Genomic DNA, 23,269 nt, shown 5'->3' on the forward strand with positions numbered 1-23,269 from the left:
AAGCAATGACAAACATTAATATTATATTGCTAAAATCACAGATTTAAAAATAAATAAGACTCCCTGTATAAACAAGGAGTTTATTCTTTATTTTTTATATTTTCGATATACATAATTCGTTCAATCAGAGGCGGATGATCGTAACGTAAAAATTTCACTATTTTCGGCGGATTTATTTCGCTGCGGCTAAATTTCGCCAAATGTTGAAATGTTTTTACAGCCGCTTCCTCGTTTTTTGTCATTTCAATTGCATATAAATCCGCCTGTTTCTCTTGATACCTTGATACTATGCCGGATATAGGGCTTGAAGCGAACGATAACATCCCCAGCAGCAAAAGAAATAGAGGAAGCGACGACAATTCACGTATAGATTGAATGTTCAGCCTTTTTCCCCATCGATTTGTACAAAAAATCATTAACCGATGAATGATATATAAACCTGCCAAGGAAAGAAGCAAATACCCGGCTATTCCGATATAGATGTGCTTCATCACATAATGTCCCATCTCATGAGCCATAATGAATAATATTTCATCTTCGCTTAATTTATTTAACGTCGTATCCCACAAAACGATTCTCGAATTTGATCCTATTCCTGTCACATAGGCGTTCAACGCATTTGTTTTGGTGGACATATCCACTTCATACACATGCTCCGCGGGAATATCTGCTTTGGAAGCTAGCTGTAAAATTTCTTCCTCCAGCTTTTTATTTTTCAACGGGTAAAAATCGTTGTACAGCGGATCAATGATTACCGGCTGAATAAACATTATAAACAATGTGAATGGTATCGATGCAAACCATGCCCAAAGCCACCAGCGCTTTTCAAATTTTCGAATAATGATGTATAGAAACGTGACGACAACCGCCATTAAAACATAATTCACAAGAAAATCGGTCACTTCATCCTTCAGCCACGAGTTCAACGTCTGGGTCGAGATTTGAAAATCCTTTGACAGTTTGTAGTTCAGCCAGCTGACAGGTAATGTTAGTAAAGTGACAAGCAATGACAGCCAAAAATAGTATAAAGCTGTTTGGACTATAAAAAAACGGGATGCTGTTTCCGCCCATTGCTGAAATGTTTTTGAAATCCCAAAGCTTAGCACAATAAAAAAGATGATCCACTCTAACGGAATGGATATGAAAAATACCAAATTTTTCAATTGCGAATAATTTTCTGACAGCTGCAGCTCCTCTGCCGTTAAAAACGTTTTCGGATCAGCAGCAGTACCTTCAATTCCCTTCGGCAGCTCATAACCCGTCCAGAAGAATAAATAGAAGTATAAAACCAAACCGTAAACTGCATATAATAAAATGATCGTTAGAAGACTCTTTTTCAAGCCGAATACCCCCTTGAGCTTAACTCCCTCCTTTAGTAGTTTAGATAAAAAAACATCGTAATAGAACTGCTTTTCCAAAATATTTAGAAAAAGAAGCTGTAAAAAGATAAAACGGCAATTGAACACATAACTACAAAAAAGACGTTGGCTCCGAAATAAGCAGCAATGAACGCTGTAAATGCACCGACTGCTCCAAACAGGAAATCCTCGTGAATAAAAAAGACCGAAGGCACGATCAATGCACCTAATGTTGCATATGGTACATTTTTTAATACATTTTGCCAAAACGGAGGGAGATGTAATTGACTGAAGACAACAAAAGGAAGCATTCGCGGTATGTATGTCACAACGCCCATTCCGATAATCAACCAAAATATTTGGCTATTCATCTTGCTGCACCTCTAATTTTCTAAAGATACATTCCACAACAACGGAGGAAAATAAGGACGACAATGCAATAGACCAGCCTATAGACAGCCGTCCGGTCGTCAATAAAACGGAATTTATCACTGCAGATAATAAAGCTAGTACGATAATTTTCCGATGTTTTTTTAATGAAGGAACCAATAAGCCGATGAATAGGGCATATAGAGCAATTCCCATGCTTTCCTGTAAGAAAGCGGGCAAATTTTCTCCAACTATATAACCGATTCCAGAATTGATCACCCAGCTGCTATATGCCATCAAGCATAGTCCAAACATATATGGTGCTGTGACCATTTCCTGTCTGACAGCCGCAACTGCATATGTTTCATCTGTTACACCAAAGCCGTACAGAGCTTTTATCCAAATGGAGTCTTTCTCCACTTTCTCATTTAATGATGCTGACATAAGGAAATGGCGGATGTTTACAATGAAAGTTGTCATAATAATTTCCCAAGCACCAACATGCGCAGCAATTAGGCTTAATGACATATATTGAGCCGCTCCTGCAAAAACGATTGCACTCATCATCACCGTTTCCGCAATCGAAAGTCCCGTTCTTTCAGCAAGAAGGCCGAAAGCGATGGCAACGGGGAAATAGCCGATGGCAATGCTGATTCCTGCTTGAATGCCTTGGATTAATTCCGATTTATATTTTGCCAATGCTGTCGAATGCAATCGGAATCACCTCCATTTCTAGTTTTCCGGATAATAAATGATCACATAATATTTAACTTTTTGATCCGTTATATTTTTATAATCATGCTTTTTGTCCGCTGCAAATCGGATCGCTTCCCCTTCGCGAACAACATAAGAACATCCATCAATTACAATTTCTAAAGCTCCCTTTTGAATGATCAAAATTTCTTGCACCCCGCGCGCATGTTCATCCGATTGATGGACATGTCCAGGCTCTAAATGTGCTTCAAACACCTCAAACGGCTTGCCGATTTCAAACGTAAACATCGGGTATACTTTATACCTTTCATCATCATCAGATATAGCCGGTATGTTTGATAAAGATATTTTTTGAACGCTTGGCGCCTCCTCCTTCATCAAAGCGGAAAATGATACATGAAGTCCGTTCGCTATTTTCCACAGCGTGGTAACAGTCGGATTCGCTTCCCCTCTTTCAATTTGTGCCAGAATCGCTTTGGAAACGCCTGTCTTTTCAGACACCTTGTCGAGGCTTAGCGCCATCCTTTTTCGGATTTTACAAAAATTTTCCCCAATAATTTGCTGAATCGGCTTCATGTTTTCCTCCTTTTTTATGTTTTGTTTATTCATACATTTGTTTTATATATTGAACAAAATTGCACTTAAAAACCTCTCCCCTGAATGGAAAGAGGTGAATATCAGCTTAAGAGCACCCGGTCAGATACTGCATCTTGAATTTTGGCAAATTCGTCCATTAATTTCGGAATGGTCAGTTTTACTTTTTCTTCAGCAGATGCCTCAAAAATGATTTTTCCGCGATTCATCATCAGCAATCTGTTTCCTAGATCAATCGCCTGCTGCATATTATGTGTAATCATAATCGTTGTTAAATTATATTCTTCAATAAATTTTTTCGTAAGCGACAGGACGACCTCTGCGCGTGCGGGATCTAATGCGGCTGTATGCTCATCAAGCAATAATATTTTCGGTTTCGTAAATGTTGCCATCAAAAGCGACAACGCCTGTCTTTCCCCGCCTGACAGCAATCCTACTTTCGCATTTAAACGGTTTTCTAATCCAAGCCCTAAAAGCGACAGCTGCTCCTTAAAATAATTTTTCCGCTTATTCGTTACACCTCTGGCCAAAGTTCGTTTATGAACACGGCCGTAAGCGATCGCCAAATTTTCTTCAATGGTCAACGTCGGCGATGTGCCTGACAACGGATTTTGAAACACTCTGCCGATATATTTTGATCGTTTATGCTCAGGAAGTGTTGTTATATTTACGCCGTCAAGCCAGACTTCCCCCTCATCGGGAAACAGCTTTCCAGCTATGATGTTCAGCAAAGTCGATTTCCCTGCGCCGTTGCTGCCAATAATCGTAATAAAATCGCCTTTTTCGACCTCTAAATGAATTCCATCTAAGGCGATTTTTTCATCCAATGACCCTTCGTTAAACACTTTATGAATGTGTTTTAGCTGAAGCAACTTGTTCACCCCGCTTTCTTGCCAATTTTCTTTTTTTCTCACGCCGTTTTTCAAAATATCGCGGGATGATTAACGCCAAAATGACGATACAAGCTGTAATTAATTTTATATCGCCTGTTTCAAAAAAGTTAAATCTAAATGCAAAGGCGACTATGAAACGATAAATGACAGCACCGATTATAACAGCTAAGGTAGCCCGAACAATCGTCTTGCTGCCGACAATTGCCTCTCCAATAATAACGGAAGCAAGCCCGATCACAATCATTCCAATTCCCATATTGGCATCGCTGAAGCCATTATATTGGGCGACAAGTGCACCTGACAAAGCAACCAAACCATTTGACAATCCTAATCCTAATACTTTAAGAAAGTTTGTATTCGCCGAAAAACTTTTAATCATTTCTTCGTTATCTCCGACAGCTCTTATAGCAAGTCCGATTTCCGTTTTTAAGAAGTAATCAAGGATGAGCTTTAAAAAAGCGACCAATAACACCATTGAAATGATGACTGACCATGTGGTCGGGGAAAAAGAAATGACGCTCTTAACGGCTTGATCGATCGGTGCCAGCGCATCGGCCAGCTTTGAGAAAAGCGTTTCCTCCTGTAAAAGCGAAACATTCGATTTTCCCATAATTCGCAAATTAATGGAATAAAGAGCGATCATCATTAATATACCGGATAACAACGGATTAATTTTCCCATACGAATGCAAAATTCCCGTTAAGATCCCAGCTAGAAAGCCGACAATCATTCCGGCAATCGTCGCCATAACAGGATGAGCTCCGTCTATGATCATGACGGCTGCGACGGCAGCTCCAGTAACGAAGCTACCGTCAACCGTTAAATCTGGAAAATCTAATATTCTAAAAGATAAATAGACTCCGAGAGCCATTATTGCGTAAATAAGTCCCGCCTCAAGTGAGCCATATACTGCTGTCAGCATGTAAACACCCTTCCAAATTACTCAATAAACTCTGCTTCTTTGCTCCACTCGTCTAAAATCTTAACGTTCATCTCAGCTGCTGCTTTTTTATTAATAAGAAGCTTTAAGTTTTGCGGATATTGAACAGGCAGTTCAGACGGCTTTTTCCCTTCTGTTAAAATTTTTGCAGCCATTTCTCCTGCTTCATAGCCAATGTCATAATATTCAAATCCGTACGCAGCAAAACCGCCTTTTTTGACTGAATCTAATTCACCGACAAACAGCGGGATATCGTTTTCATTTGCAACGGAAATAACCGAATCAAGCGCAGAAACAACGGTATTGTCAGTGATAATGTAAAAGCAATCGACTTTGCCGACAAGAGATTCAGCAGCTTGTTTCACTTCAGCTGAAGTAGAAACAGAAGCTTCGACAATTTTCAAATCCGTTCCTTCTGTCGCTTTTTTAACAAGGTCAATTTGCGCAACAGAGTTTTGTTCGCCTGAATTATAGATCATTCCTATTCTTTTGCCATCTAAATATTGATCAATAAATTTCACCGTTTTCGGTATGGCATCAGGATGGGTATCAGTAGTTCCTGTTACATTCCCTCCTGGATTTTCCATCTCTTTCACAAGCCCGGCGCCGACAGGATCTGTTACGGATGTAAATACAATTGGAATATCCTTTGTAGCATTTGCTGCAGCAAGTGCACTAGGCGTTGCATTCGCAAAAATTAAATCGACGTTATCTCCGACGAAGTTATTCGCAATCGTTTGGGTATTCGATTGATCCCCTTGAGCGTTTTGAATATCATAATCTACATTTAACCCTTTATCTTTAATTGCTTGTTGAAATCCCTTCAATGCCTCATCCAGCGACGGGTGCGCTACAAATTGAGTGATACCAATTTTAAATGTTTCTTTCTTTCCTTCTTCACTATTGCTTTCGCTGCTGGACCCTTTGCTGCTTCCACAACCTGACAGCACGAGGAGCGCCATCAAAAAAATTCCTCCGATTGCTCCTATCCTAGTTTTCAAAATTTTCTTCCCCCTTTTTTACTTTTATGCTTTAAATTATAACAATATATTTTTGATTTTCAATTATTTTCTGACGAATTTTCCAAAAAAATAAGGATGCCAACATACTGCACCCTTACAGAAAATGGAACACTATTCTGTCAAAATGAAGTTTGCAAGTAGCTTTAAGTTTATGAAATGTTCGGCAAAAGGCTGTCCCATAATTTTGCTAATATAATTTCTCTTTAATCAATATGTAACGACAACCCTGTTTTCGCCAGCTTGATCGATCCATTAAAAATCGTTTTAGCTTCTTCTATCAATTCTTCATGATTGCCTTTATGAGGCAAATGAGTCAGCAAAAGTTCTTTTACATTTGCTTCCTTAGCAATTGTCGCAGCTTCGTGGGAATTCATATGCCCAAACTTTTTGCCGTCTTCATTCGCATACATATTGCATTCGCATATAAGCAAGTCCGCATTTTGGCTGAATGGAATGAATTCATTTTTAAAGCTTGAATCTGCCGTGTATACAACCGTTTTATGTCCTGAAGTAAATCTCATGGCAAAACAGTCAACAGGATGATCTGTTTTTAAAAATGTAATCGTAAACGGACCGATCGAAATCGATTGATCAGGATCGTATGAAATTCCTTTTGTCACATTCAAATGTGTGAGTCTGTCAAATTCTTTTGTATCAAGGCTATGTCCGTAAATGGGCAAAATTTTGTTTGATTTTTGCAACATGCCGGTAATTTGTCTTGCATATTGCAGCGGTCCAATATCTGCAATATGATCATGATGATAATGAGAAAGGATCACAGCATCTAAATCTGAAAGTGATACAAAATTTTGCAGCTGTGATAATACAGCACTTCCGCAATCAACTAACAGGTTAAACCCCTTTTCCTGAAATAAATAGCCTGATGTAGCCTCATTCGCTTCTGGATAGCCTCCCCAGAACCCTACAACTGTTACTTTCATCACCCTTATCCTCCTCAATAAGAAAAAATGTTTTAAAACAGTATTGACATTTTTCATTCTGTTATAATACAATGTTAATAACAACAGCACGGGGGGATAATAAATGTTAGGACAAAAAATCACTGAATTTTTTAGAAACTTGCCAAGAAAAAAATGTATTGAATGCGGAAAAGAAATTGAAGAACAGCACGAATGCTACGGGAACAAATGCAATCATTGCTTACATGTAAAATAAATTTATTCAGGCAATTCTAAAAAGAATTGCCTGAATATTTTTTCTCTTCTCTTAACCTGTACTAATACACATTGTAATTGGCTAGCTTTGAAGAATCCCTTACAATTAATGTAAGAGGCAAAAGATGCACCTCTCTTTCTTTATACCGTCTCGTTTTTATTTTTTCCATCATCACTTCCATTGCTAAATGACCCATTTCTTTCACCGGCTGATTAACCGTCGTAATCATAGGCTCCATCAGTTCAGTTATAGCCTGATTGTCAAACCCGACGACCGCTAATTCTTCCGGGACACGGACGCCAAGTCTCTTTGACTCAGAAATCATCCCGGCTGCCACTTCATCAGAACCTGTGAAGACCGCCGTTGGAGCTTCAACCATCTCCATCATTTTCCTCAAGACATTTTTTCCGTCTTCAAATGTAAATACATTTCGGAAAATATATTGCTCAGGAAGGTACAATCCCGCTTCACGAAGTGCTTTTCGAAAACCTTCTTCCCTAGCTCTCGAAACATTACTGTTTACATTTCCACAGCAAAAAGCAATTTTATTGTATCCTTGATCGATTAAATGCTTAGTTGCAACATACCCTCCGTAGTTTTGATCCATATGAATCATCGGGACATTTGCCTGTTCATCGAATTCGTTGCATAAAATAATCGGACCGTATTCTAAAAACGGCTCAACAGCCTCCCAGCCATTTAGCAATGTCGTCATAATCACTCCATCTACTTGTTTCGTTTTTAACAAGTTTAAATAGTCTAATTCTTTTTTTGCTGAATATAACGTTTGACAAACAATCAATTGATAATGGTATTGAGACGCAACGATTTCCAGCGATTCAACAAATTGTCCAAAAAACGGGTTCATAACCCTAGGAATAATGACAGCAATAATTTCAGTTTTTTGATTTCTTAAACTTCTAGCTGAAGAATTAGGTACATACCCTAATTGCTTCATTGCTTCTAGCACTAATTGTTTTTTTTCCTCCGATACGTAAGGCTGATTATTTATCACCCTTGAAACTGTCGTTTTCGATAAACCAGCCAGTTTTGCCACATCTTCAATTGTAGCCACTTTCATTCCTCCAAAAACTTTGGGATCCCTTGATTTTCTTTTGATTATAGATCAATGGTCAACAGATGTGCAATGAATTTTTTATATCTTTCCAGATCGCTTTTTCTAAAAAAAACAGAAATGCTAACTTGTTCAACAAATATATATTTTCTTCAATTTGAATTGTCGGACTTTAAACAATGGGAACCAACCAAGGCGTTTTAAAGATCAGAAGTCGGAAGCGTCAAAACTTGCTAAAATGGATGCCTCCTCTGAAAAAATAAGAGACAAGCCTGCCTTTTAAGCTTGTCCCAAATGTAAAAATTGAAGAACATCTTTCACCGCTTTTTTACCTTGATCAATGCAGTCCGGGATCCCCAATCCTTCAAAAGAGGCACCCGTTAAATATATTCCGGGGTATTTTTGTCCCATAATACTTTTTATATTTCTTATGTTGTCAAGGTGTCCGACAATGTATTGAGGCATTGCTTCCTTCAATCTTGTAACAATAGAAAAAATCGGTTCTCCTTTTACCGGCATCAATCGATTTAAGTCATCCAAAACGGTTTGAATGATCACATCATCCGGCTGGTCAACAACCGCTTCATCTCCTGCTTTTCCAACATACGCTCTTAGCAGCGTTTTGCCCTTCGGAGCAGTATGCGGCCATTTTTTGTTGGTCCATGTACAAGCAGTAATCGTATAGCCGCTGTTTCTCGAAACAACAAACCCCGTTCCATCTGCGGGCAGCTGAACAGCTTCTTCCGGATAAGCCATTGCAACGGTTGCAACAGATGTTGAAGGCATTTTTTTGAAATAAGCGAGTGTTTGCTGCTCATTCGGAAACATAGATGGAATAGCATCATGCTGAGCGGTAATGACTATCGCATCCGCCTTGTCAACAGTTCCGTCAGATAATTCCAAATGGTAGAGATCATCTTCCTTTTTAATCTCCGAAACTTTTATTCCTTTTTTCACTACCGTATGATCCAATTGGCGTTCTATTGCTTCAACAATCGATTGCAAACCAGTTGAAACGGTTTGAAAAATCCCTTTATGTTGCTCCTGTTGTTGTTTTTGTTTAGACTTTTGCGCCTGCTTGGCCATTCCTAAAATTAAACTGCGATGCTTTTGTTCAATTTCATAAAAGTGCGGAAAGATTGCTAATAAACTTAAATTATAAATATCTCCTGCATAAATCCCGGAAAGAAGCGGTTCAATCAAATTTTCAACCACTTCGCTGCCGAGCCTGCGGCCAAAAAATCCGCCTAATGACTGATCTCCGTCCACTTTTTTCTTCGGCAGGAAAAGGTCAAACGAAGCCCGCAGCTTGCCAGTTAACGAAAACAAACCGGAGGTGGCGAAAGAAGCAATATTTGTTGGCACGCCCATAACCGCTCCTTTTGGGATCGGATGGAGCTTGTCGCCAACAAGGACAAAAGATTGCCCCACGTCATTGTTCACCAAATAATCTCCAAGCCCTACGTCCTTTGCAAGCTGCGTAGCGCTTTTTTTCCGCTCCAAAAAGGAATCCGGACCTCTTTCAATGATAAATCCGTCCCTTTTTATCGTTTCTATTTTTCCTCCTAATCGCGGCTTCGCTTCAATCAGCACAACATCTATTGGAAGATGATTTTTTTTAATTTCTGACTGCAAGTAGAACGCAACTGAAAGCCCAGTTATTCCCCCGCCAACAATTGCTACTTTTTTTCTTCCCATAAAATCTCCTTCTTATTTTGACATTCCTAAGTGTTTTAACACGACTGTAGCTAAACAATCGATGAATTCAGGTTTTGCATTCGGCATTTCTGGACGATAATAAGCTGCTCCAAGCTCGTCTGTTACTGCCTTGCACTCGACATCGTTATCGTATAGAACTTCCAAGTGATCAGCCACAAAACCTACTGGAGCATAAACAAACGTCCGGTATCCTTTTTGTTCAAACAGATCTCTTGTTAAATCTTGAACATCTGGTCCGAGCCACGGCTCCGGAGTATTGCCTTCACTTTGCCAGCCAACAGCAAAATGCTGCACTCCGGCTTCTTTTGCAATTAATTCAGCTGTTTCTTGTAATTGATCTGGGTAAGGATCCCCTAATTGCACAATTTTTTCCGGCAGACTATGTGCTGAAACAATTAATACAGCTTTTTCCCGTTCTTCTTCAGTCATTTTCGCGTACGTTTCTTTTATTTGTTTAGCCCAATATTCAATAAATTTCGGTTCTTTATACCAGCTTTCGATAGAAGTGATGGAAGGCCCTCCGAGTTTTTTTGCAATTTCCTTTGCCCTGCCGTTGTACGACTTAATGCTGAAGGTCGAATAGTGCGGAGCTAAAACGATGCTGACCGCCTCAGTAATTCCATCTTTATTCATTTGTTCAACTGCATCTTCAATAAACGGCTCAATATGTTTTAATCCTAAATACATATGGAATTCTATTTCATTTTGAATATGATTTAAATATTTTTCTAAACCTTTCGCTTGTTCCTCTGTTATTTTAGCAAGAGGAGAAATGCCTCCGATCGCCTTGTATCGTTCTTTTAAATCTTCCAGACTTTCTGGATCAGGCTTTCTTCCATGGCGAATGTGGGTGTAATAGCGTTCAATATCCTCTTCTTTATATGGTGTACCATAAGCCATCACTAACAAACCCATTTTTTTCTTCGACATTACGTGCACCTCCAAAATTCAAGTTGATCATTTATTTCGATCTATTTTTGCTTATAATCATGAATAAATTCCGTTAATTTTTTTAATGTTTCCGGTTTTACTTGTGGAAAGACGCCATGTCCAAGATTAAAAATAAAACCTGGCTGTTTCATTCCTTCATCTAAAATAGCCTTTACCCGTTCTTTCACAAAATCCCACGGCGCAAGCAAAACTGCCGGATCAAGATTTCCCTGCAATGTTTTGGAAATCCCCATTTCTCTGGCAGCAGAAATCGACAGACGCCAATCTAAACCGATCACGTCTAAAGGCAAATCATTCCATTCTTTTACTAAATGTCCTGCTCCCACTCCAAACATAATAAGCGGCGCCTCTTTTTCCTTTAATTCCGAAAAAATGCGGTTCATCACCGGCTTAATATAATATCGATAATCAGAAGCATTTAATGCTCCGACCCATGAATCAAAAATTTGCACCGCTTTAACCCCTGCGTCAATTTGCGCTTTCACGTATGTAATGGTCATATCGGCAAGCTTTTCCATTAAAAGAAACCAAGCTTCTGGTTCAGCATACATGAATGCCTTTGTTTTGTTATAATTTTTAGAAGGGCCTCCCTCAATCATGTAGCTGGCAAGAGTAAATGGTGCTCCGGCAAATCCAATCAACGGAACATTCAGCTGCTCATTGACTAAAAGCTTAATCGTATCTAAAACATATGGAACATCTTCCTCAGGATGAATTTCACCAAGTTTTTTTACATCCTCCAGCGACCTGATCGGATTTTCAATAACAGGCCCTGTTCCCGCTTTAATTTCAACTTGAACTCCAAGGGCAGGCAGCGGCGTCATAATATCTTTATATAAAATTGCGGCATCAACCCCGTACTGCTCGACAGGAAGTCTAGTGACATATGCACAAAGCTCTGGTTGATGAGTAATTTCAAATAAGCTGTATTTTTCTTTTAACGCCCGGTATTCAGGCTGGGATCTCCCGGCTTGCCTCATATACCAAACAGGAACATAGTCCGTCGCTTCGCCTCTGCACGCTTTTAAAAAAGTATTATTAAAGCTTTTCTTCCTATCCATGTAAATCCCCCTTTAAAAACGATTCCTTTCTAATACTCTTTTTAAACTATACCTCTTCCCTTGCCCGATTGTATAGGAATATAAGGGAAATGTCATAAAATCGACGAAAGATCTTTCCAGCATTTTGTTATTCCCAGCGCGGGCTGACAAATTCAGTACCTTCCCCTTCCTGATGGGTTTGCGGATTATAAGGGACAACTTGATAAAAATGCTCTGAAAAAATGCTAATATACGGTATTTCATATTCTCCTTTTCCCTTTACAGATCCGACCAATTTCTTGCTTTCTCCGCTTCGTTCATAAATTCGGTATACGACCCGGTCATCATCTTGGGCAGGCCATTTTAATGTCACTTTAAATAATTGAAGTGCGTGAAATTGATATGTGGCGGAAAGCGAAGGGATTTGTGAAAGCCTGATTGGTTTTTCTAAATCTTTCACTTTTTTCGGAATCGTAAAGGATGTTTTTTCCTCAAATTTCAAACCGCTTAAAATATTTTTAAACATTTTCGTTGGATAATCGCTCCCACCCTTTAAAAAATGTTCTTCATCTGTCCGGTCATATCCGATCCACACTGCCCCCGTCACGTCAGGAGTATATCCGACAAACCATGCGTCCATCACGGCGCCCTTTTTTCCAGGAAATGATGTCGTACCCGTTTTTCCAGCTAAAGCTCCTTCATATTGTCCCGCTTTGGCAGTTCCTTCTTTAACAACCTGCTCCAGCATCCTCGTCATATTCCACGAGGTTTGCGGAGAAAAAACTTGATATTTTTGTTTTTTTACTTCTGCCACTACATCGCCGTTGGCATTCACAATTTTTTGTATGAAATACGGCTTGCTGTATTGACCATTATTGGCAAAAGTTCTGTATGCATTTGCCAAATCAAACGGCGACACGCCGTACTTTAGTCCTCCTAAAGCAATCGCCAGTCCTTTATCCTCAATATAAATCCCGTTTTTCTCTAAATACTCTTTGCTTTTATCGATTCCAAGCTTATCGAGCACCCATACAGAAGGAGCATTTTTTGAATGAATGAGCGCATCAAACATGGTTACATGTCCGTCATAACGTCCATCGTAATTGCTTGGAGAGTATCCTTTATAATCCAATTTCTCATCTTTTAGAAGAGAATAAGGCTGAAAAAGTCCTTCCTCCATTGCCGGAGCATATACAGCTATCGGCTTAAACGTTGACCCCGGCTGGCGCTTCGCTGTCAATCGATTAAATCCTTTGGAAACATAATTTCGCCCGCCGATCGCAGCAAGCACACCGCCTGTTTTATTATCTAATAAAATAAAAGCGCCTTGAGCATCATCTTTCGTACCTTGAAAATAAGCCTTTTCTTTAAAAACTTTGAATGCTTTTTCCTGAACATCGATATTGATCGGAACGGTAATTTTATATCCGCCTTTTAGGAGTTCTTCATTTGAAAGATGATACTTATTTTCCGCTTCCTCAAATACCATGTCAATATAGGCGGACAGCCAAGGCTTATCTTCCGTTTTATGAATATTCAGACCTAATGTTTTCCCCTGGCTTCTGACAGCTTGCTCCGGAGAAATATAGTTTTCGCGCTCCATTAAGGTTAATATCGCATTTCTTCTTTCTAAGCTTTTTTCTGGGTGCAAAATCGGAGAATAGGCTGCTGGAGCCTTCGGCAGGCCGGCTAGCAGCGCCCCTTCTTCAATAGTCAGTTCAGAGGCATCTTTATTGAAAAAAAATTTTGATGCAGACTGGATGCCGTATACGCCATGTCCAAAATAGATTTGATTCAAATACATCTCTAAAATTTTTCTTTTGCTATATTTCTGTTCAAGATAAATGGCAATGATAGCTTCTGTCATTTTTCTCAAAACCGTTTTATCGTTTGTTAAAAAAACATTTTTGGCGAGCTGTTGGGTGATTGTACTGCCGCCCTCTACTTTTTTGAAAGCAGCAATGTCCTTGAACAGCGCCCTTGAAATTGCCCGAAAATCAATGCCGTGATGCTCATAAAACCTTTTATCTTCAACAGCGATGAAAGCATTTTGTACATGCTTCGGAACTTTATCAATATCGATGATCTCTCTGTTTTCTAAATATAATTTCGTAATGGGCCGTCCTTCTTGATCGATCAAAGAGGTCGCAGAATGCAAAACAAGCTTTTTTTCATCCACAACGATAGCGCCTATCCAAATCATGGCAAAGTATGCGATAATACTTAACACAGCAGCAGATAAAACGATTCCCGAGATCATCTTTATTTTTTTCAACAATGTTTTCACCTCTGTTTAACTCCCATAATTAGTATTGTATAATTTTGGATACAGTATGTAACATGTTTAACTTTTTTCGCAAATTGTCAAGTGATTTTCGTGCGAGGTGACTGTTATGAATGTTTATATAGCTTTCGGCACTATTGAATATTTAAGCAAAATCAAAAAAAATAATCTAGCAGAATGCATGTTATTCATGCATGACGGTGAAAGCGCCGTCCTTATGCATGAAACAAAAGGAACAACAATTTTTAAAGAACCCAAAAAATATGAAATTATTGATAAAAGAGGAAGTATCTGCAGCGATGGAGGGTTTGCCGTGTTTACCTATATATCTGTTACAGATGAAGGAAAACCTCTATTTGAACAGCAATTTAAAGAGCTATCTCGATTCATTGAAAGCCATTCGGGCTTTGTTGCCTTAAGAGTTCTCCGCCCTCTTTTCAAAAACACTTATATCATTTTCACTTTATGGGAGACAGAACAAGATTTTAACAAATGGGATCAAAACGAAGCTTTTGCTAACCACTTTAAAAAAGCTTTAGGGATGAGCGATAAACTCATTTTTCCTTCTCCACCCCGAGTAAAGAAATATTATATTGTAAAAGATGAGAAGGAATGATTTAAAATGGAAAGAGAGAAGAATGGATCAAAACATGCAAAAATCGTTGAAACGGCTAAATACATCAAGCCTCATTTAATTTTAAAAAAATAAAGGGGAGAGGCGGAAAATATGACTTTATTATCAGTAGATCAGATTACCGGCGGGTACACAAATAAGCCTGTTTTAAAAAATGTTTCATTCACTGTAAACGAAAATGAAATGGTCGGTTTAATTGGATTAAACGGTGCGGGGAAAAGCACAACGATCAAGCATATCATCGGTTTGATGGAGCCAAGTGACGGGACTATTAAAATTAACGGCAAAACATTTCAGGAAGATCCGGTGCAATATCGAAAGCAATTTAGTTTTGTTCCTGAAACCCCTATTTTATACGAAGAAATGACGTTATTTGAGCATTTGCAATTGATGGCTATGGCGCACGGGATCAGTGAAGAGACATTTAACGAGCGGCTCGATCCTCTTTTAAAAACATTTCGAATGGAAAAGCAGTTGAAATGGTTTCCGGCACATTTTTCTAAAGGGATGAAACAAAAGGTCATGATTATGTGCGCTTTTTTAGTTCAGCCATCCCTTTACATAATTGATGAACCGTTTGTCGGGCTGGATCCGTTAGCCATTCACGCCCTGCTTGATCTCATGAATCAGGCGAAAAAACAAGGTGCTGGCATTTTAATGTCAACCCACATTTTAGCAAATGCAGAACGGTTTTGTGACACTTTTGTGATTTTGCACAACGGAACCGTCCGGGCTCAAGGAACTAAACTTGAGCTGCAGGAGCAATTCAATATGCCTGGTGCAACATTGGACGATCTTTATATTCGGCTGACAAAGGAGCAAGACGATGAGATCAATCAATGATATTTGGCCTGCCCGTTTGGCAGCACATATAAAAGAAACACAAACATACTTGCGTTATATGCTGAACGATCATCTGCTTTTAGTGATTATGTTTTTATTAGGCGGAGGAGCCTATGCGTATCAGCAATGGCTTGATCAACTCCCACCTCATTTTCCATCAGCATTCTTAATGGCACTCTTGTTAGCATTAACGGTAACTTTTTCGCAAGTACGCACGTTGTTAAAAGAACCTGACATCATCTTTTTACTGCCTATGGAAAAAGGATTAAACCATTATTTTCAGCGTGCTTGTATATACAGCTATATCCTTCAGACTGTCCAAATGATCGTATGCCTAACCATTCTTGCACCTTTATATTTTCAAAGCGGTGAAGGTGAAGGCATCAACTATTTATTCCTTATCTTCCAGCTTACGGTTATTAAATATTGGAATTTGTGGATTCAATGGAAAATGACGCATTTTCCGGAGCGGTTATCCCAGATAATGGATAAGTTTGTCCGATATGCTGTCAATTTCACGGTAATTTATTTGGCTGTTAAGGAAAGCATGCTGTCCCTGTTTATTTACGGCATGATGGCATTGGTAACCATTTATTTCTTCAAGATAACGAGGAACAAAACGCTGCAGTGGGAATTTTTAATTTTGCAGGAAAATCGCAAATTGCAATCATTTTATAGATTGGCCAATATGTTTACTGATGTGCCGAAACTGAAGGCTGAAGCAAAAAGACGGAAATGGATGGACTGGATTTTGTCTTTCATCCCTTACAAGCAATCAAATGTATTTTTATATATGTTTTCCAGATCCTTCATTCGTTCAGGAGATTATTTCGGATTGTTTATCCGCTTATTGATGATCGGCGTTATTGTCAGCATCTTTTTGCCTTTGTCACTTGTATCTTGCATCATTTTGCCGGCAGCTGTTCTCTTCCTAACCGGAATTCAATTAACGAGCTTATACAAGCATTATGATGCTCTTTTTATCGCTGACTTATATCCAGTTCCACAAAATATAAAGAAAAAAAGCTTTTTACGCCTTCTTTTTACCATTCTTTTCATTGAGCTAGCCGTTCTTACCATTGTTTTATTAACGCAAACGAATATTTTATTTGTCGGCGTCCAGCTGGCAATCAATGCGTTATTTGCATATATTTTTGTTTATATGTACTTTTCGGGAAAGTTTTTGGCACGATAAAGGAATGGAACGGAAGAATCTTCTTGGACATCTGTTTTTTATCGTTTTTCATGGACGGTTTGAATAAACTTTATGGCATTTAAGGAAGCGTCCTAATTTATTTTCAACAGGAAGCTCTTTTTCATTTGGACCGTGAGGAAAAGCGTTCATTTTCCAAGCAACCTGTTTTGGCAGATGGCTGCGAATGCTAAAAACATTTCACAAAGCCAAATTTCCCTTACGGAGCCGGATTGTTTTTTTTAAGAGCGAGCGTTTTTTTTGACTTAACGCTTTTTGCTTATGCCGCCAATTTAAAAAAAATTCATGACAATGCTGAGAGCTTCCCGAGGCGTTAAACGCCTTTTCATATTTATCATCAAAAAACGCTCAATTTTTTTATTTTACACAACATAAAAAATAAATTAGTGGGTATGCTATTGACTGAAGAGGGTGACAACACACTTAAACAGATGTTTGTCATTAAAATTTTTTCATGTCGTGTTCTAACAAAAGTTTAAAGTGTCAAAAAGGAATACCATTCATTATTTGAAAATGGGGTGTTGACGAAAGACACTTTTAAATCGCTTTTTTAACATGTGCATTGAAACCCCTCTTCAAAGGAACGGACTTATGTTCGTTCCTTTTTATGTTTTCTTTCATTTTCAACACGTGGTAAAATAAAGAAAAAAATTGCGGGGAGTGTCATTATGAGCGATTGCATTTTTTGTAAAATTATTAACGGAGAAATTCCTTGTGCAAAAGTATACGAGGATGAACACGTTTTAGCTTTTATGGATATTATGCAGGTAACGAAAGGACATACACTCGTCATCCCAAAAGTACATAAAGAAAACGTTTTCGAGCTCACACCTGACATCTCAAGAAACTTTTTTGAAGCTGTTACGAAGGTCGCAAAGGCAGTAAAAAAACAATTGAATCCAAAAGGATTAAATTTAATCAATAACAATGGCGAAGAAGCCGGTCAAACAGTGTTTCATTACCATATGCACATAATTCCTCGACACGGAAAAGAAGATGGTTTAGGCATAGTATGGAAATCCCATCAAAATGATTATACTCCAGAAGATCTTGCACAGCTTGCTGAAACAATAAAAGGCGGATTGCAATAAAAAATAAACGGCTAAAGGATCCTAACAACAGGATCCTTACTGTTTTCTAACCGACACAAAATTTTTTATTTCCCCTCTCCTTTTTTCATGATAGGATGTTTTTATAAATGTGTTAAAAGGAGGACGAATCGTGGATCGAGTATACAATTTTAATGCAGGACCAGCAGCTATACCAGTCGAAGTATTACAAAAAGCTCAAGGCGAGCTGTTGAATTTCAATCATACAGGCATGTCCGTCATGGAGCTGAGCCATCGGAGCCAGGCGTATGATGAGGTTCACAATAATGCCAAAAGCTTATTGAAAGAATTGCTTAATATCCCTGATTCGTATGATGTGTTATTTTTACAAGGCGGGGCAAGTCTGCAATTTGCCATGATCCCGATGAATTTTTTGAATAATGAAAATATCGCCTATTATATTTTAAGCGGAGCATGGTCTGAAAAAGCGTTAAGCGAAGCAAAAAAATTTGGTGAAACAAATGTGTTGGCATCAAGCAAAGAGTCAAATTACACACACATCCCAAAACAATTCGAGGCAAATTCGCTCCAAAATGCTGCGTATTTGCATATTACGTCAAACAACACAATTTTTGGGACGCAATGGCATGAGTTCCCAAGCACGAATGCACCGCTGATTGCGGATATGTCCAGCGATATTTTGAGCAGAGAGCTGAATATCGAACAGTTCGATCTCATTTACGCAGGGGCGCAAAAAAATCTAGGACCTTCCGGAGTCACTGTTGTCATCATTAAAAAAGATCTAATTGAAAAAGCAAATAAAAATGTACCAACTATTTTGAGCTATCAAACACATGCAAGCAAAAACTCTTTATATAACACTCCACCGACCTTTGCCATTTACATGCTTTCTCTAGTGTTTGAATGGGTAAAAGAACAAGGCGGAGTAGCTGAAATTGAACGCAGAAACAAACAAAAAGCTCAAATATTATATAACGCTATAGACGAAAGCGATGGCTTTTACAAAGGACATGCAGAAAAAGAAAGCCGCTCATTCATGAACGTAACATTTACGCTGCCGTCTGATGAATTGACAAAAGCGTTTGTTCAAGAGGCAAAAGAAAATCGATTAATAGGTCTATCCGGTCATCGTTCTGTCGGTGGCTGCCGTGCATCCATTTATAATGCGGTAACGATTGAAGCATGTGAAAAGCTCGCCCAGTTTATGAAAGAATTCAGAAAAAAACATTAAAAGCCTATCCTAACTTTAACGATCATACGCTATAATAGTGGAAAGTTTATTAAAGATGAGAACAGAAGAGGAGAGTTTAGAGATGAGAACGAAAGAATTAGTCATTTTATCTTTATTTGTCGCCATCGGCGTTGCTCTTCATGCGATTGTGCCGCCCATATTTAACGGGATGAAGCCGGATATGATGCTGTTGATGATGTTTTTAGGAATTTTCTTGTTTCCTGGGATGACAAACGCCGGTCTGCTGGGCATTGCAACTGGCATATTATCCGGATTGACAACCAGTTTTCCCGGCGGACTCGTTCCGAATATTATTGATAAAATTTTGACGGCATTTTTAATATATTTTCTATTTCTAGCCTTAAAACCACTCAAACAAGCAATAGCAAGGGCGGGAATTTTAACAGTCATAGGAACATTAATTTCCGGCACAGTGTTTCTTTTAGCAGCGCTCTTACTTGTAGGTCTCCCAGGAGGCGCCGGATTTACTGCATTGTTCCTTGCGGTTGTATTGCCGGCAACAGTTATCAATACAATTGCAATGGTGATTATTTATCCCATTGTTGAAAGCATTCTTAAACGTTCTAACGTTCTATCAGAAAATAAATAAAACAGATTGACCCGATCTATGATCGGGTTTTATTATTGTATATAATAAAGAAGAAAAGCTATTAAAAGTGACGTTAATCCGCCAATCGCTAAAACTGACGCCCTCTTTTTCAGAAGATGTTTTGGAGGATATGAACTCGCAGAATTGGCTAACTTCAAATTATAAAAAGCTCCTACAAGAAACAACATGCTAATGATAAAAAATAAAAAAATAACACCCGCCATAATTTCCCTCCCTTACTTTTAGTTTATGCATCTTCAACTAAGGCTATGTTTTTATTGACGGATTTTGAAAACAAGGAACTATAGGAGTGGTAAAAATGTCAAAAGGCAAATCTTTTCTATATGGATTTTTCGTCGGCGGTGTTGTTGCCGGAGCAGCTGCACTGATTACGGCTCAAGCGAGGAACGGCAATGTTTTAAAAAAAACCAGATGCAATTTGCATAAGCTTGAAAACATATTTGGAGACTTGAAATCTGATGGGAAATCGTTAAAAAAGCAAATCGCACAATCAGCGAAAGAAGGCTTGCAAATTGCTAAAGAAGTCGCTGCAGATGTCAATCGGTCCATTCAAGCATGGCAGATGGAAATTGATCCGAATAAAAAAAATTTGGAGCTGCATGTAAAAGAGATTAAAGATAAATTAACAGAGCTAGAAGATCAAATCAAAAAAGAAAGAAACTGACGCTTCAAGTTTGCGGAAGCCTTTTACAATTAAAAATATTAAGCATGTCAAAGAATTGGCAGGGTGTCAATTCTTTTTTGCTATAATTTATAATCATGAAAAATTGTTACAGTATAGAAAATCTTGATCGTTCTCATCATTCTTCGCAAAATTTATTACCGCTTCTATGTGTACTATTTTTAGTGTTTCACTATTTATTTAAAAATTTCGTAAATTACATCTTTATAAATCTTTATTTTATTGGCATAATAGAAGATATTAAAAATGTTAGTATTATACAAAGTAGGTGGAAAAATTGAAGAGATCGCTCGACAGCTATACGATAAAAGATGCACTTCTGTTCAGCCAGCGTGTCGCTCAGCTAAGCAAAGCGCTTTGGAAATCCATTGAAAAGGATTGGCAGCGCTGGATTAAACCATATGATTTAAACATCAATGAACATCATATATTATGGATCGCCTATCATTTAAAAGGAGCCTCGATCTCAGAAATCGCAAAATTTGGGGTCATGCACGTATCGACGGCATTCAACTTTTCGAAAAAATTAGAAGAACGCGGTTATTTAAAATTTTCCAAAAAAGAAAATGATAAAAGAAATACTTACATACAATTAACAGAAAAAGGAGAGGAAGTGCTGCTTAAGCTTCTTGAAGATTATGATCCATCCAAAAACACCGTTCTGAAAGGCGCGCTTCCGCTGCAAAATCTATACGGAAAATTTCCTGAAATGATCGAAATTACAGCAATTATCCGAAACATTTACGGAGACGATTTCATGACAATTTTTGAACGCTCATTCAATAATATCGAAAATGACTTTGTCATTGAAGACGGAAAAATCAAGAAAAAGAAAGATGTGGAGGAACATTCTTATTTAAAAACTACAGTGAATCAATAGTTCGTTTTAAGTCTTTCATTAATTCAGTATACAGCCCTTGTAAATAAAGGGCATCGATCGTTTCATTGACATCCAGCTTTGGCGTCAGCTGTCCGGCAAAAAGCGTAAGGAGATTTTCAAAATATACAAATCCTTGCGCTTTTTGCTCCTTATGCTCCTTTGCTAATTCATCGCATATGCGAAAAACCTCTTCTATTTCCTCCTTCATAAGCCCTTTTTCCATCACGAGCTTGTAGAAAGGATACATTTCAATATTCATCATTTTCATAAACAAAGACATATAATATTCTAGAGTTTCCAGTCTTCTTTCTAAATCTTTCATTCCATCACATCTTTCTTCGGTTCATAATGGGGGCTGAAAACTCCCCAAAAATTTCCCATAACCCTATCTTTTTTGTCATTATTTTGATATTGTAATAGGTATGAATGGAAGGGGGGATTTCAAATGCTATTATATTTTATCATTTTTGCCGTCTTCATTCTATTTTATATAAACAAACTGACAACTGCTCTTTGTTCCATTCGTGAACTCCCTGAAGAAAAACAGTCAAACGTATTCCGCACCATTAATGTCTTAATTACCATTTTACTAATTTCATCATACATAGAAATTTCCTTTACTTAAAAGTTTTTTTACTTCATTAAAAAAGCCGGCAGAAAACCTCTTCTGCCGACTTTTTTGAAACCATTAATAGATCCAAGCAGCACCAACAATAATTAGTAAGATGAACAATACAACGATTAACGCAAAGCCTCCACCATATCCTCCGCTCATCACGACACCCCCTTTTTGTGTCTTTACGTTATCGTATGCACTGTTCTTTTTTTCGCATAGGCATTTGTCCTTCTTACTGGAATTTTCTTAACCCAAATTCGAAACGATTTTTCCATTACTTGGACAAACAGTTGCAAATCATATAGTTTCATGTCAAAATGTGAGTATATTTGTTTTAGATAGACAAAAAAAGGTAGGAGTTGTAAAGTATGAAAAAATTTGCATTAGCGGTTATCGCAACGGCCAGCTTATTCGCTTTGAATGCATGTTCAAACGGTGCAAATGATGCGGTCGTTGAAACAAAAGCCGGAGATATTACGAAGGACGAATTTTATGAAGCATTGAAAAACCGTTTTGGTAAAGATGTTTTACAAGAACTTGTGCATGAAAAAGTATTAAGCGAAAAATTTAAAGTCTCCGACAAAGAAATTGATGAAGAGCTCGAAAAAATGAAACAGCAGTACGGCTCCCAGTACGATTTAATTGCTCAGCAATACGGAGACAAGGTTTTGAGACAAATCGTGAAGGTCGACTTGCTACGCAAGAAGGCAACAGAAGCGAATATTAAAATTACAGATAAAGATTTAAAAGAATATTATGATTCATTGAAAGGAAAAGTACGCGCCAGCCACATTTTAGTGGAAGATGAAAAAACAGCGAAAGAAGTAAAAGAAAAACTTAATAAAGGCGAAAAATTTGAGGATTTGGCAAAAGAATATTCGATCGACGGATCTGCCTCCAACGGCGGAGATCTTGGATGGTTTGGCAAAGGCCAGATGGTGAAAGAATTTGAAAATGTGGCATTTAAATTAAAAGAAGGAGAAATCAGCGATCCTGTTAAAACAGAATACGGTTACCACATTATTAAAATCACTCAGACGGTAAAACCATTCGAAGAAATGAAAGACAGCCTGAAAGAAGATGTCAAAAAACAGAAAATATCTGATCCGTCATTGATGCAGGAAGCTATTGACAAAGCAATTAAAAACGCAGATGTAAAAGTAAACGACAAAGATCTAAAAGATTTGTTTGAAACCCAAAATTAACATATGGCATATAGAAGAAAGGGGGACTAAAAGCAAAGCTTCGTCCCCCCTTTTTAGCATTCAAAACATGTGAGCGTATATAAATGTTTTTTTATCAACCTGCACCAGCTTTGCCGGGTTGACAATGGA

26 protein-coding genes are annotated in these 23,269 nt (G+C 38.1%); 11 read left to right on the forward strand and 15 right to left on the reverse strand.

What is annotated here, in order from left to right:
* Nucleotides 1-80 precede the first annotated feature (80 nt).
* From NSU02_RS15165 to NSU02_RS15200, 8 genes are all read right to left on the reverse strand, one after another.
* Nucleotides 81-1,340, reverse strand: coding sequence for a M48 family metallopeptidase (locus tag NSU02_RS15165; protein ID WP_063387330.1), 1,260 nt, complete (start codon nucleotides 1,338-1,340; stop codon nucleotides 81-83).
* Nucleotides 1,341-1,423: 83 nt separating this feature from the next.
* Nucleotides 1,424-1,729 carry an AzlD domain-containing protein gene (locus NSU02_RS15170; RefSeq protein ID WP_311066410.1) on the reverse strand — a complete coding sequence of 102 codons (306 nt, stop codon included), beginning with the start codon at nucleotides 1,727-1,729 and terminating at the stop codon, nucleotides 1,424-1,426.
* Nucleotides 1,722-2,441: an AzlC family ABC transporter permease gene (locus tag NSU02_RS15175; protein WP_094244637.1), complete on the reverse strand. Its 720-nt coding sequence runs from the start codon at nucleotides 2,439-2,441 to the stop codon at nucleotides 1,722-1,724. The genes NSU02_RS15170 and NSU02_RS15175 overlap by 8 nt, the downstream gene beginning before the upstream one ends.
* An 18-nt stretch (nucleotides 2,442-2,459) precedes the next feature.
* Entirely contained in the window at nucleotides 2,460-3,017 is a 558-nt protein-coding gene (locus tag NSU02_RS15180; protein ID WP_339193237.1) for an XRE family transcriptional regulator, read from the reverse strand.
* 101 nt (nucleotides 3,018-3,118) lie between these two features.
* The gene (locus NSU02_RS15185; RefSeq protein WP_063387326.1) at nucleotides 3,119-3,907 is read right to left on the reverse strand and encodes an ABC transporter ATP-binding protein; all 789 of its coding nucleotides are present in this window, start codon (nucleotides 3,905-3,907) and stop codon (nucleotides 3,119-3,121) included.
* Nucleotides 3,882-4,850 (reverse strand): ABC transporter permease, encoded by a 969-nt coding sequence (locus NSU02_RS15190; protein ID WP_094244634.1) that lies wholly within the window; start codon nucleotides 4,848-4,850, stop codon nucleotides 3,882-3,884. The genes NSU02_RS15185 and NSU02_RS15190 overlap by 26 nt, the downstream gene beginning before the upstream one ends.
* 17 nt (nucleotides 4,851-4,867) lie before the next feature.
* Nucleotides 4,868-5,830: an ABC transporter substrate-binding protein gene (locus NSU02_RS15195; RefSeq protein WP_063387481.1), complete on the reverse strand. Its 963-nt coding sequence runs from the start codon at nucleotides 5,828-5,830 to the stop codon at nucleotides 4,868-4,870.
* A gap of 263 nt (nucleotides 5,831-6,093) precedes the next feature.
* Nucleotides 6,094-6,831 carry an MBL fold metallo-hydrolase gene (locus tag NSU02_RS15200; protein WP_063387324.1) on the reverse strand — a complete coding sequence of 246 codons (738 nt, stop codon included), beginning with the start codon at nucleotides 6,829-6,831 and terminating at the stop codon, nucleotides 6,094-6,096.
* A gap of 103 nt (nucleotides 6,832-6,934) precedes the next feature.
* Here NSU02_RS15200 and yhfH point away from each other — a divergent pair, with 103 nt between their 5' ends.
* Nucleotides 6,935-7,066 carry a protein YhfH gene (gene yhfH, locus NSU02_RS15205; protein WP_065095529.1) on the forward strand — a complete coding sequence of 44 codons (132 nt, stop codon included), beginning with the start codon at nucleotides 6,935-6,937 and terminating at the stop codon, nucleotides 7,064-7,066.
* A gap of 61 nt (nucleotides 7,067-7,127) precedes the next feature.
* On the opposite strand, the gene NSU02_RS15210 is transcribed toward yhfH, so the two are convergent.
* The 5 genes from NSU02_RS15210 to NSU02_RS15230 all read right to left on the reverse strand — a co-directional run bounded on the left by NSU02_RS15210 (nucleotide 7,128) and on the right by NSU02_RS15230 (nucleotide 14,111).
* Complete coding sequence (locus tag NSU02_RS15210) at nucleotides 7,128-8,141, reverse strand: LacI family DNA-binding transcriptional regulator (RefSeq protein ID WP_063387323.1); 1,014 nt, start codon at nucleotides 8,139-8,141, stop codon at nucleotides 7,128-7,130.
* A 279-nt stretch (nucleotides 8,142-8,420) separates the two neighbouring features.
* On the reverse strand, nucleotides 8,421-9,839 hold the full coding sequence (hemY, locus tag NSU02_RS15215) for a protoporphyrinogen oxidase (protein ID WP_063387322.1): 1,419 nt from the start codon (nucleotides 9,837-9,839) through the stop codon (nucleotides 8,421-8,423).
* A 12-nt stretch (nucleotides 9,840-9,851) separates the two neighbouring features.
* Nucleotides 9,852-10,790: a ferrochelatase gene (gene hemH / locus NSU02_RS15220; protein ID WP_311066411.1), complete on the reverse strand. Its 939-nt coding sequence runs from the start codon at nucleotides 10,788-10,790 to the stop codon at nucleotides 9,852-9,854.
* A 41-nt stretch (nucleotides 10,791-10,831) separates the two neighbouring features.
* On the reverse strand, nucleotides 10,832-11,872 hold the full coding sequence (gene hemE, locus NSU02_RS15225; protein WP_339193238.1) for a uroporphyrinogen decarboxylase: 1,041 nt from the start codon (nucleotides 11,870-11,872) through the stop codon (nucleotides 10,832-10,834).
* 127 nt (nucleotides 11,873-11,999) lie between these two features.
* Entirely contained in the window at nucleotides 12,000-14,111 is a 2,112-nt protein-coding gene (locus NSU02_RS15230; RefSeq protein ID WP_339195818.1) for a PBP1A family penicillin-binding protein, read from the reverse strand.
* 133 nt (nucleotides 14,112-14,244) lie between these two features.
* On the opposite strand from NSU02_RS15230, the gene NSU02_RS15235 reads away from it, so the two are divergent.
* From NSU02_RS15235 to NSU02_RS15270, 8 genes are all read left to right on the forward strand, one after another.
* A complete protein-coding gene (locus tag NSU02_RS15235) occupies nucleotides 14,245-14,751 on the forward strand; it encodes an antibiotic biosynthesis monooxygenase (RefSeq protein WP_063387319.1) in 507 nt (168 codons plus the stop codon).
* Nucleotides 14,752-14,862: 111 nt separating this feature from the next.
* Nucleotides 14,863-15,612: an ABC transporter ATP-binding protein gene (locus NSU02_RS15240; protein WP_063387318.1), complete on the forward strand. Its 750-nt coding sequence runs from the start codon at nucleotides 14,863-14,865 to the stop codon at nucleotides 15,610-15,612.
* Entirely contained in the window at nucleotides 15,596-16,807 is a 1,212-nt protein-coding gene (locus NSU02_RS15245) for an ABC transporter permease (RefSeq protein ID WP_339193239.1), read from the forward strand. Before NSU02_RS15240 ends, NSU02_RS15245 begins: the two co-directional genes overlap by 17 nt.
* A gap of 686 nt (nucleotides 16,808-17,493) precedes the next feature.
* Nucleotides 17,494-17,916 carry an HIT family protein gene (locus NSU02_RS15250; RefSeq protein WP_063387316.1) on the forward strand — a complete coding sequence of 141 codons (423 nt, stop codon included), beginning with the start codon at nucleotides 17,494-17,496 and terminating at the stop codon, nucleotides 17,914-17,916.
* Between the two features lie 130 nt (nucleotides 17,917-18,046).
* Complete coding sequence (gene serC / locus NSU02_RS15255; RefSeq protein WP_339193240.1) at nucleotides 18,047-19,126, forward strand: 3-phosphoserine/phosphohydroxythreonine transaminase; 1,080 nt, start codon at nucleotides 18,047-18,049, stop codon at nucleotides 19,124-19,126.
* An 82-nt stretch (nucleotides 19,127-19,208) separates the two neighbouring features.
* Nucleotides 19,209-19,736 carry a tryptophan transporter gene (locus NSU02_RS15260; protein WP_063387314.1) on the forward strand — a complete coding sequence of 176 codons (528 nt, stop codon included), beginning with the start codon at nucleotides 19,209-19,211 and terminating at the stop codon, nucleotides 19,734-19,736.
* 319 nt (nucleotides 19,737-20,055) lie between these two features.
* The gene (locus NSU02_RS15265) at nucleotides 20,056-20,421 is read left to right on the forward strand and encodes a hypothetical protein (protein WP_063387312.1); all 366 of its coding nucleotides are present in this window, start codon (nucleotides 20,056-20,058) and stop codon (nucleotides 20,419-20,421) included.
* A 295-nt stretch (nucleotides 20,422-20,716) separates the two neighbouring features.
* Nucleotides 20,717-21,319 carry an HTH-type transcriptional regulator Hpr gene (locus NSU02_RS15270; protein ID WP_066248920.1) on the forward strand — a complete coding sequence of 201 codons (603 nt, stop codon included), beginning with the start codon at nucleotides 20,717-20,719 and terminating at the stop codon, nucleotides 21,317-21,319.
* On the opposite strand, the gene NSU02_RS15275 is transcribed toward NSU02_RS15270, so the two are convergent.
* Nucleotides 21,303-21,641, reverse strand: a complete 339-nt coding sequence (locus NSU02_RS15275; protein ID WP_063387310.1) for a DUF1878 family protein — start codon at nucleotides 21,639-21,641, stop codon at nucleotides 21,303-21,305. The two genes, NSU02_RS15270 and NSU02_RS15275, sit on opposite strands and share 17 nt — an antisense overlap.
* 123 nt (nucleotides 21,642-21,764) lie before the next feature.
* On the opposite strand from NSU02_RS15275, the gene NSU02_RS15280 reads away from it, so the two are divergent.
* Complete coding sequence (locus NSU02_RS15280; RefSeq protein WP_066248923.1) at nucleotides 21,765-21,944, forward strand: hypothetical protein; 180 nt, start codon at nucleotides 21,765-21,767, stop codon at nucleotides 21,942-21,944.
* 63 nt (nucleotides 21,945-22,007) lie between these two features.
* Here NSU02_RS15280 and NSU02_RS15285 read toward each other — a convergent pair whose 3' ends face one another.
* Nucleotides 22,008-22,094: a YjcZ family sporulation protein gene (locus NSU02_RS15285; protein WP_063387309.1), complete on the reverse strand. Its 87-nt coding sequence runs from the start codon at nucleotides 22,092-22,094 to the stop codon at nucleotides 22,008-22,010.
* A gap of 209 nt (nucleotides 22,095-22,303) precedes the next feature.
* On the opposite strand from NSU02_RS15285, the gene NSU02_RS15290 reads away from it, so the two are divergent.
* Entirely contained in the window at nucleotides 22,304-23,140 is an 837-nt protein-coding gene (locus tag NSU02_RS15290) for a peptidylprolyl isomerase (protein ID WP_066248925.1), read from the forward strand.
* Nucleotides 23,141-23,269: the final 129 nt, after the last annotated feature.

Source organism: Aeribacillus sp. FSL W8-0870 (assembly GCF_037963755.1).
In the GTDB taxonomy this organism is placed as follows: domain Bacteria; phylum Bacillota; class Bacilli; order Bacillales; family Aeribacillaceae; genus Aeribacillus; species Aeribacillus composti.

What these genes read in the sequence shown, in the direction of transcription:
- NSU02_RS15170 (WP_311066410.1), bottom strand. Translation starts at nt 1,729, where the DNA reads ATGAATAGCCAAATATTTTGGTTGATTATCGGAATGGGCGTTGTGACA.
- NSU02_RS15180 (WP_339193237.1), bottom strand. Translation starts at nt 3,017, where the DNA reads ATGAAGCCGATTCAGCAAATTATTGGGGAAAATTTTTGTAAAATCCGA.
- NSU02_RS15190 (WP_094244634.1), bottom strand. Translation starts at nt 4,850, where the DNA reads ATGCTGACAGCAGTATATGGCTCACTTGAGGCGGGACTTATTTACGCA.
- NSU02_RS15195 (WP_063387481.1), bottom strand. Translation starts at nt 5,830, where the DNA reads ATGGCGCTCCTCGTGCTGTCAGGTTGTGGAAGCAGCAAAGGGTCCAGC.
- NSU02_RS15200 (WP_063387324.1), bottom strand. Translation starts at nt 6,831, where the DNA reads ATGAAAGTAACAGTTGTAGGGTTCTGGGGAGGCTATCCAGAAGCGAAT.
- yhfH (WP_065095529.1), top strand. Translation starts at nt 6,935, where the DNA reads ATGTTAGGACAAAAAATCACTGAATTTTTTAGAAACTTGCCAAGAAAA.
- hemY (WP_063387322.1), bottom strand. Translation starts at nt 9,839, where the DNA reads ATGGGAAGAAAAAAAGTAGCAATTGTTGGCGGGGGAATAACTGGGCTT.
- hemH (WP_311066411.1), bottom strand. Translation starts at nt 10,790, where the DNA reads ATGTCGAAGAAAAAAATGGGTTTGTTAGTGATGGCTTATGGTACACCA.
- hemE (WP_339193238.1), bottom strand. Translation starts at nt 11,872, where the DNA reads ATGGATAGGAAGAAAAGCTTTAATAATACTTTTTTAAAAGCGTGCAGA.
- NSU02_RS15230 (WP_339195818.1), bottom strand. Translation starts at nt 14,111, where the DNA reads ATGATCTCGGGAATCGTTTTATCTGCTGCTGTGTTAAGTATTATCGCA.
- NSU02_RS15235 (WP_063387319.1), top strand. Translation starts at nt 14,245, where the DNA reads ATGAATGTTTATATAGCTTTCGGCACTATTGAATATTTAAGCAAAATC.
- NSU02_RS15240 (WP_063387318.1), top strand. Translation starts at nt 14,863, where the DNA reads ATGACTTTATTATCAGTAGATCAGATTACCGGCGGGTACACAAATAAG.
- NSU02_RS15245 (WP_339193239.1), top strand. Translation starts at nt 15,596, where the DNA reads ATGAGATCAATCAATGATATTTGGCCTGCCCGTTTGGCAGCACATATA.
- NSU02_RS15250 (WP_063387316.1), top strand. Translation starts at nt 17,494, where the DNA reads ATGAGCGATTGCATTTTTTGTAAAATTATTAACGGAGAAATTCCTTGT.
- NSU02_RS15260 (WP_063387314.1), top strand. Translation starts at nt 19,209, where the DNA reads ATGAGAACGAAAGAATTAGTCATTTTATCTTTATTTGTCGCCATCGGC.
- NSU02_RS15265 (WP_063387312.1), top strand. Translation starts at nt 20,056, where the DNA reads ATGTCAAAAGGCAAATCTTTTCTATATGGATTTTTCGTCGGCGGTGTT.
- NSU02_RS15275 (WP_063387310.1), bottom strand. Translation starts at nt 21,641, where the DNA reads ATGAAAGATTTAGAAAGAAGACTGGAAACTCTAGAATATTATATGTCT.
- NSU02_RS15280 (WP_066248923.1), top strand. Translation starts at nt 21,765, where the DNA reads ATGCTATTATATTTTATCATTTTTGCCGTCTTCATTCTATTTTATATA.
- NSU02_RS15285 (WP_063387309.1), bottom strand. Translation starts at nt 22,094, where the DNA reads ATGAGCGGAGGATATGGTGGAGGCTTTGCGTTAATCGTTGTATTGTTC.
- NSU02_RS15290 (WP_066248925.1), top strand. Translation starts at nt 22,304, where the DNA reads ATGAAAAAATTTGCATTAGCGGTTATCGCAACGGCCAGCTTATTCGCT.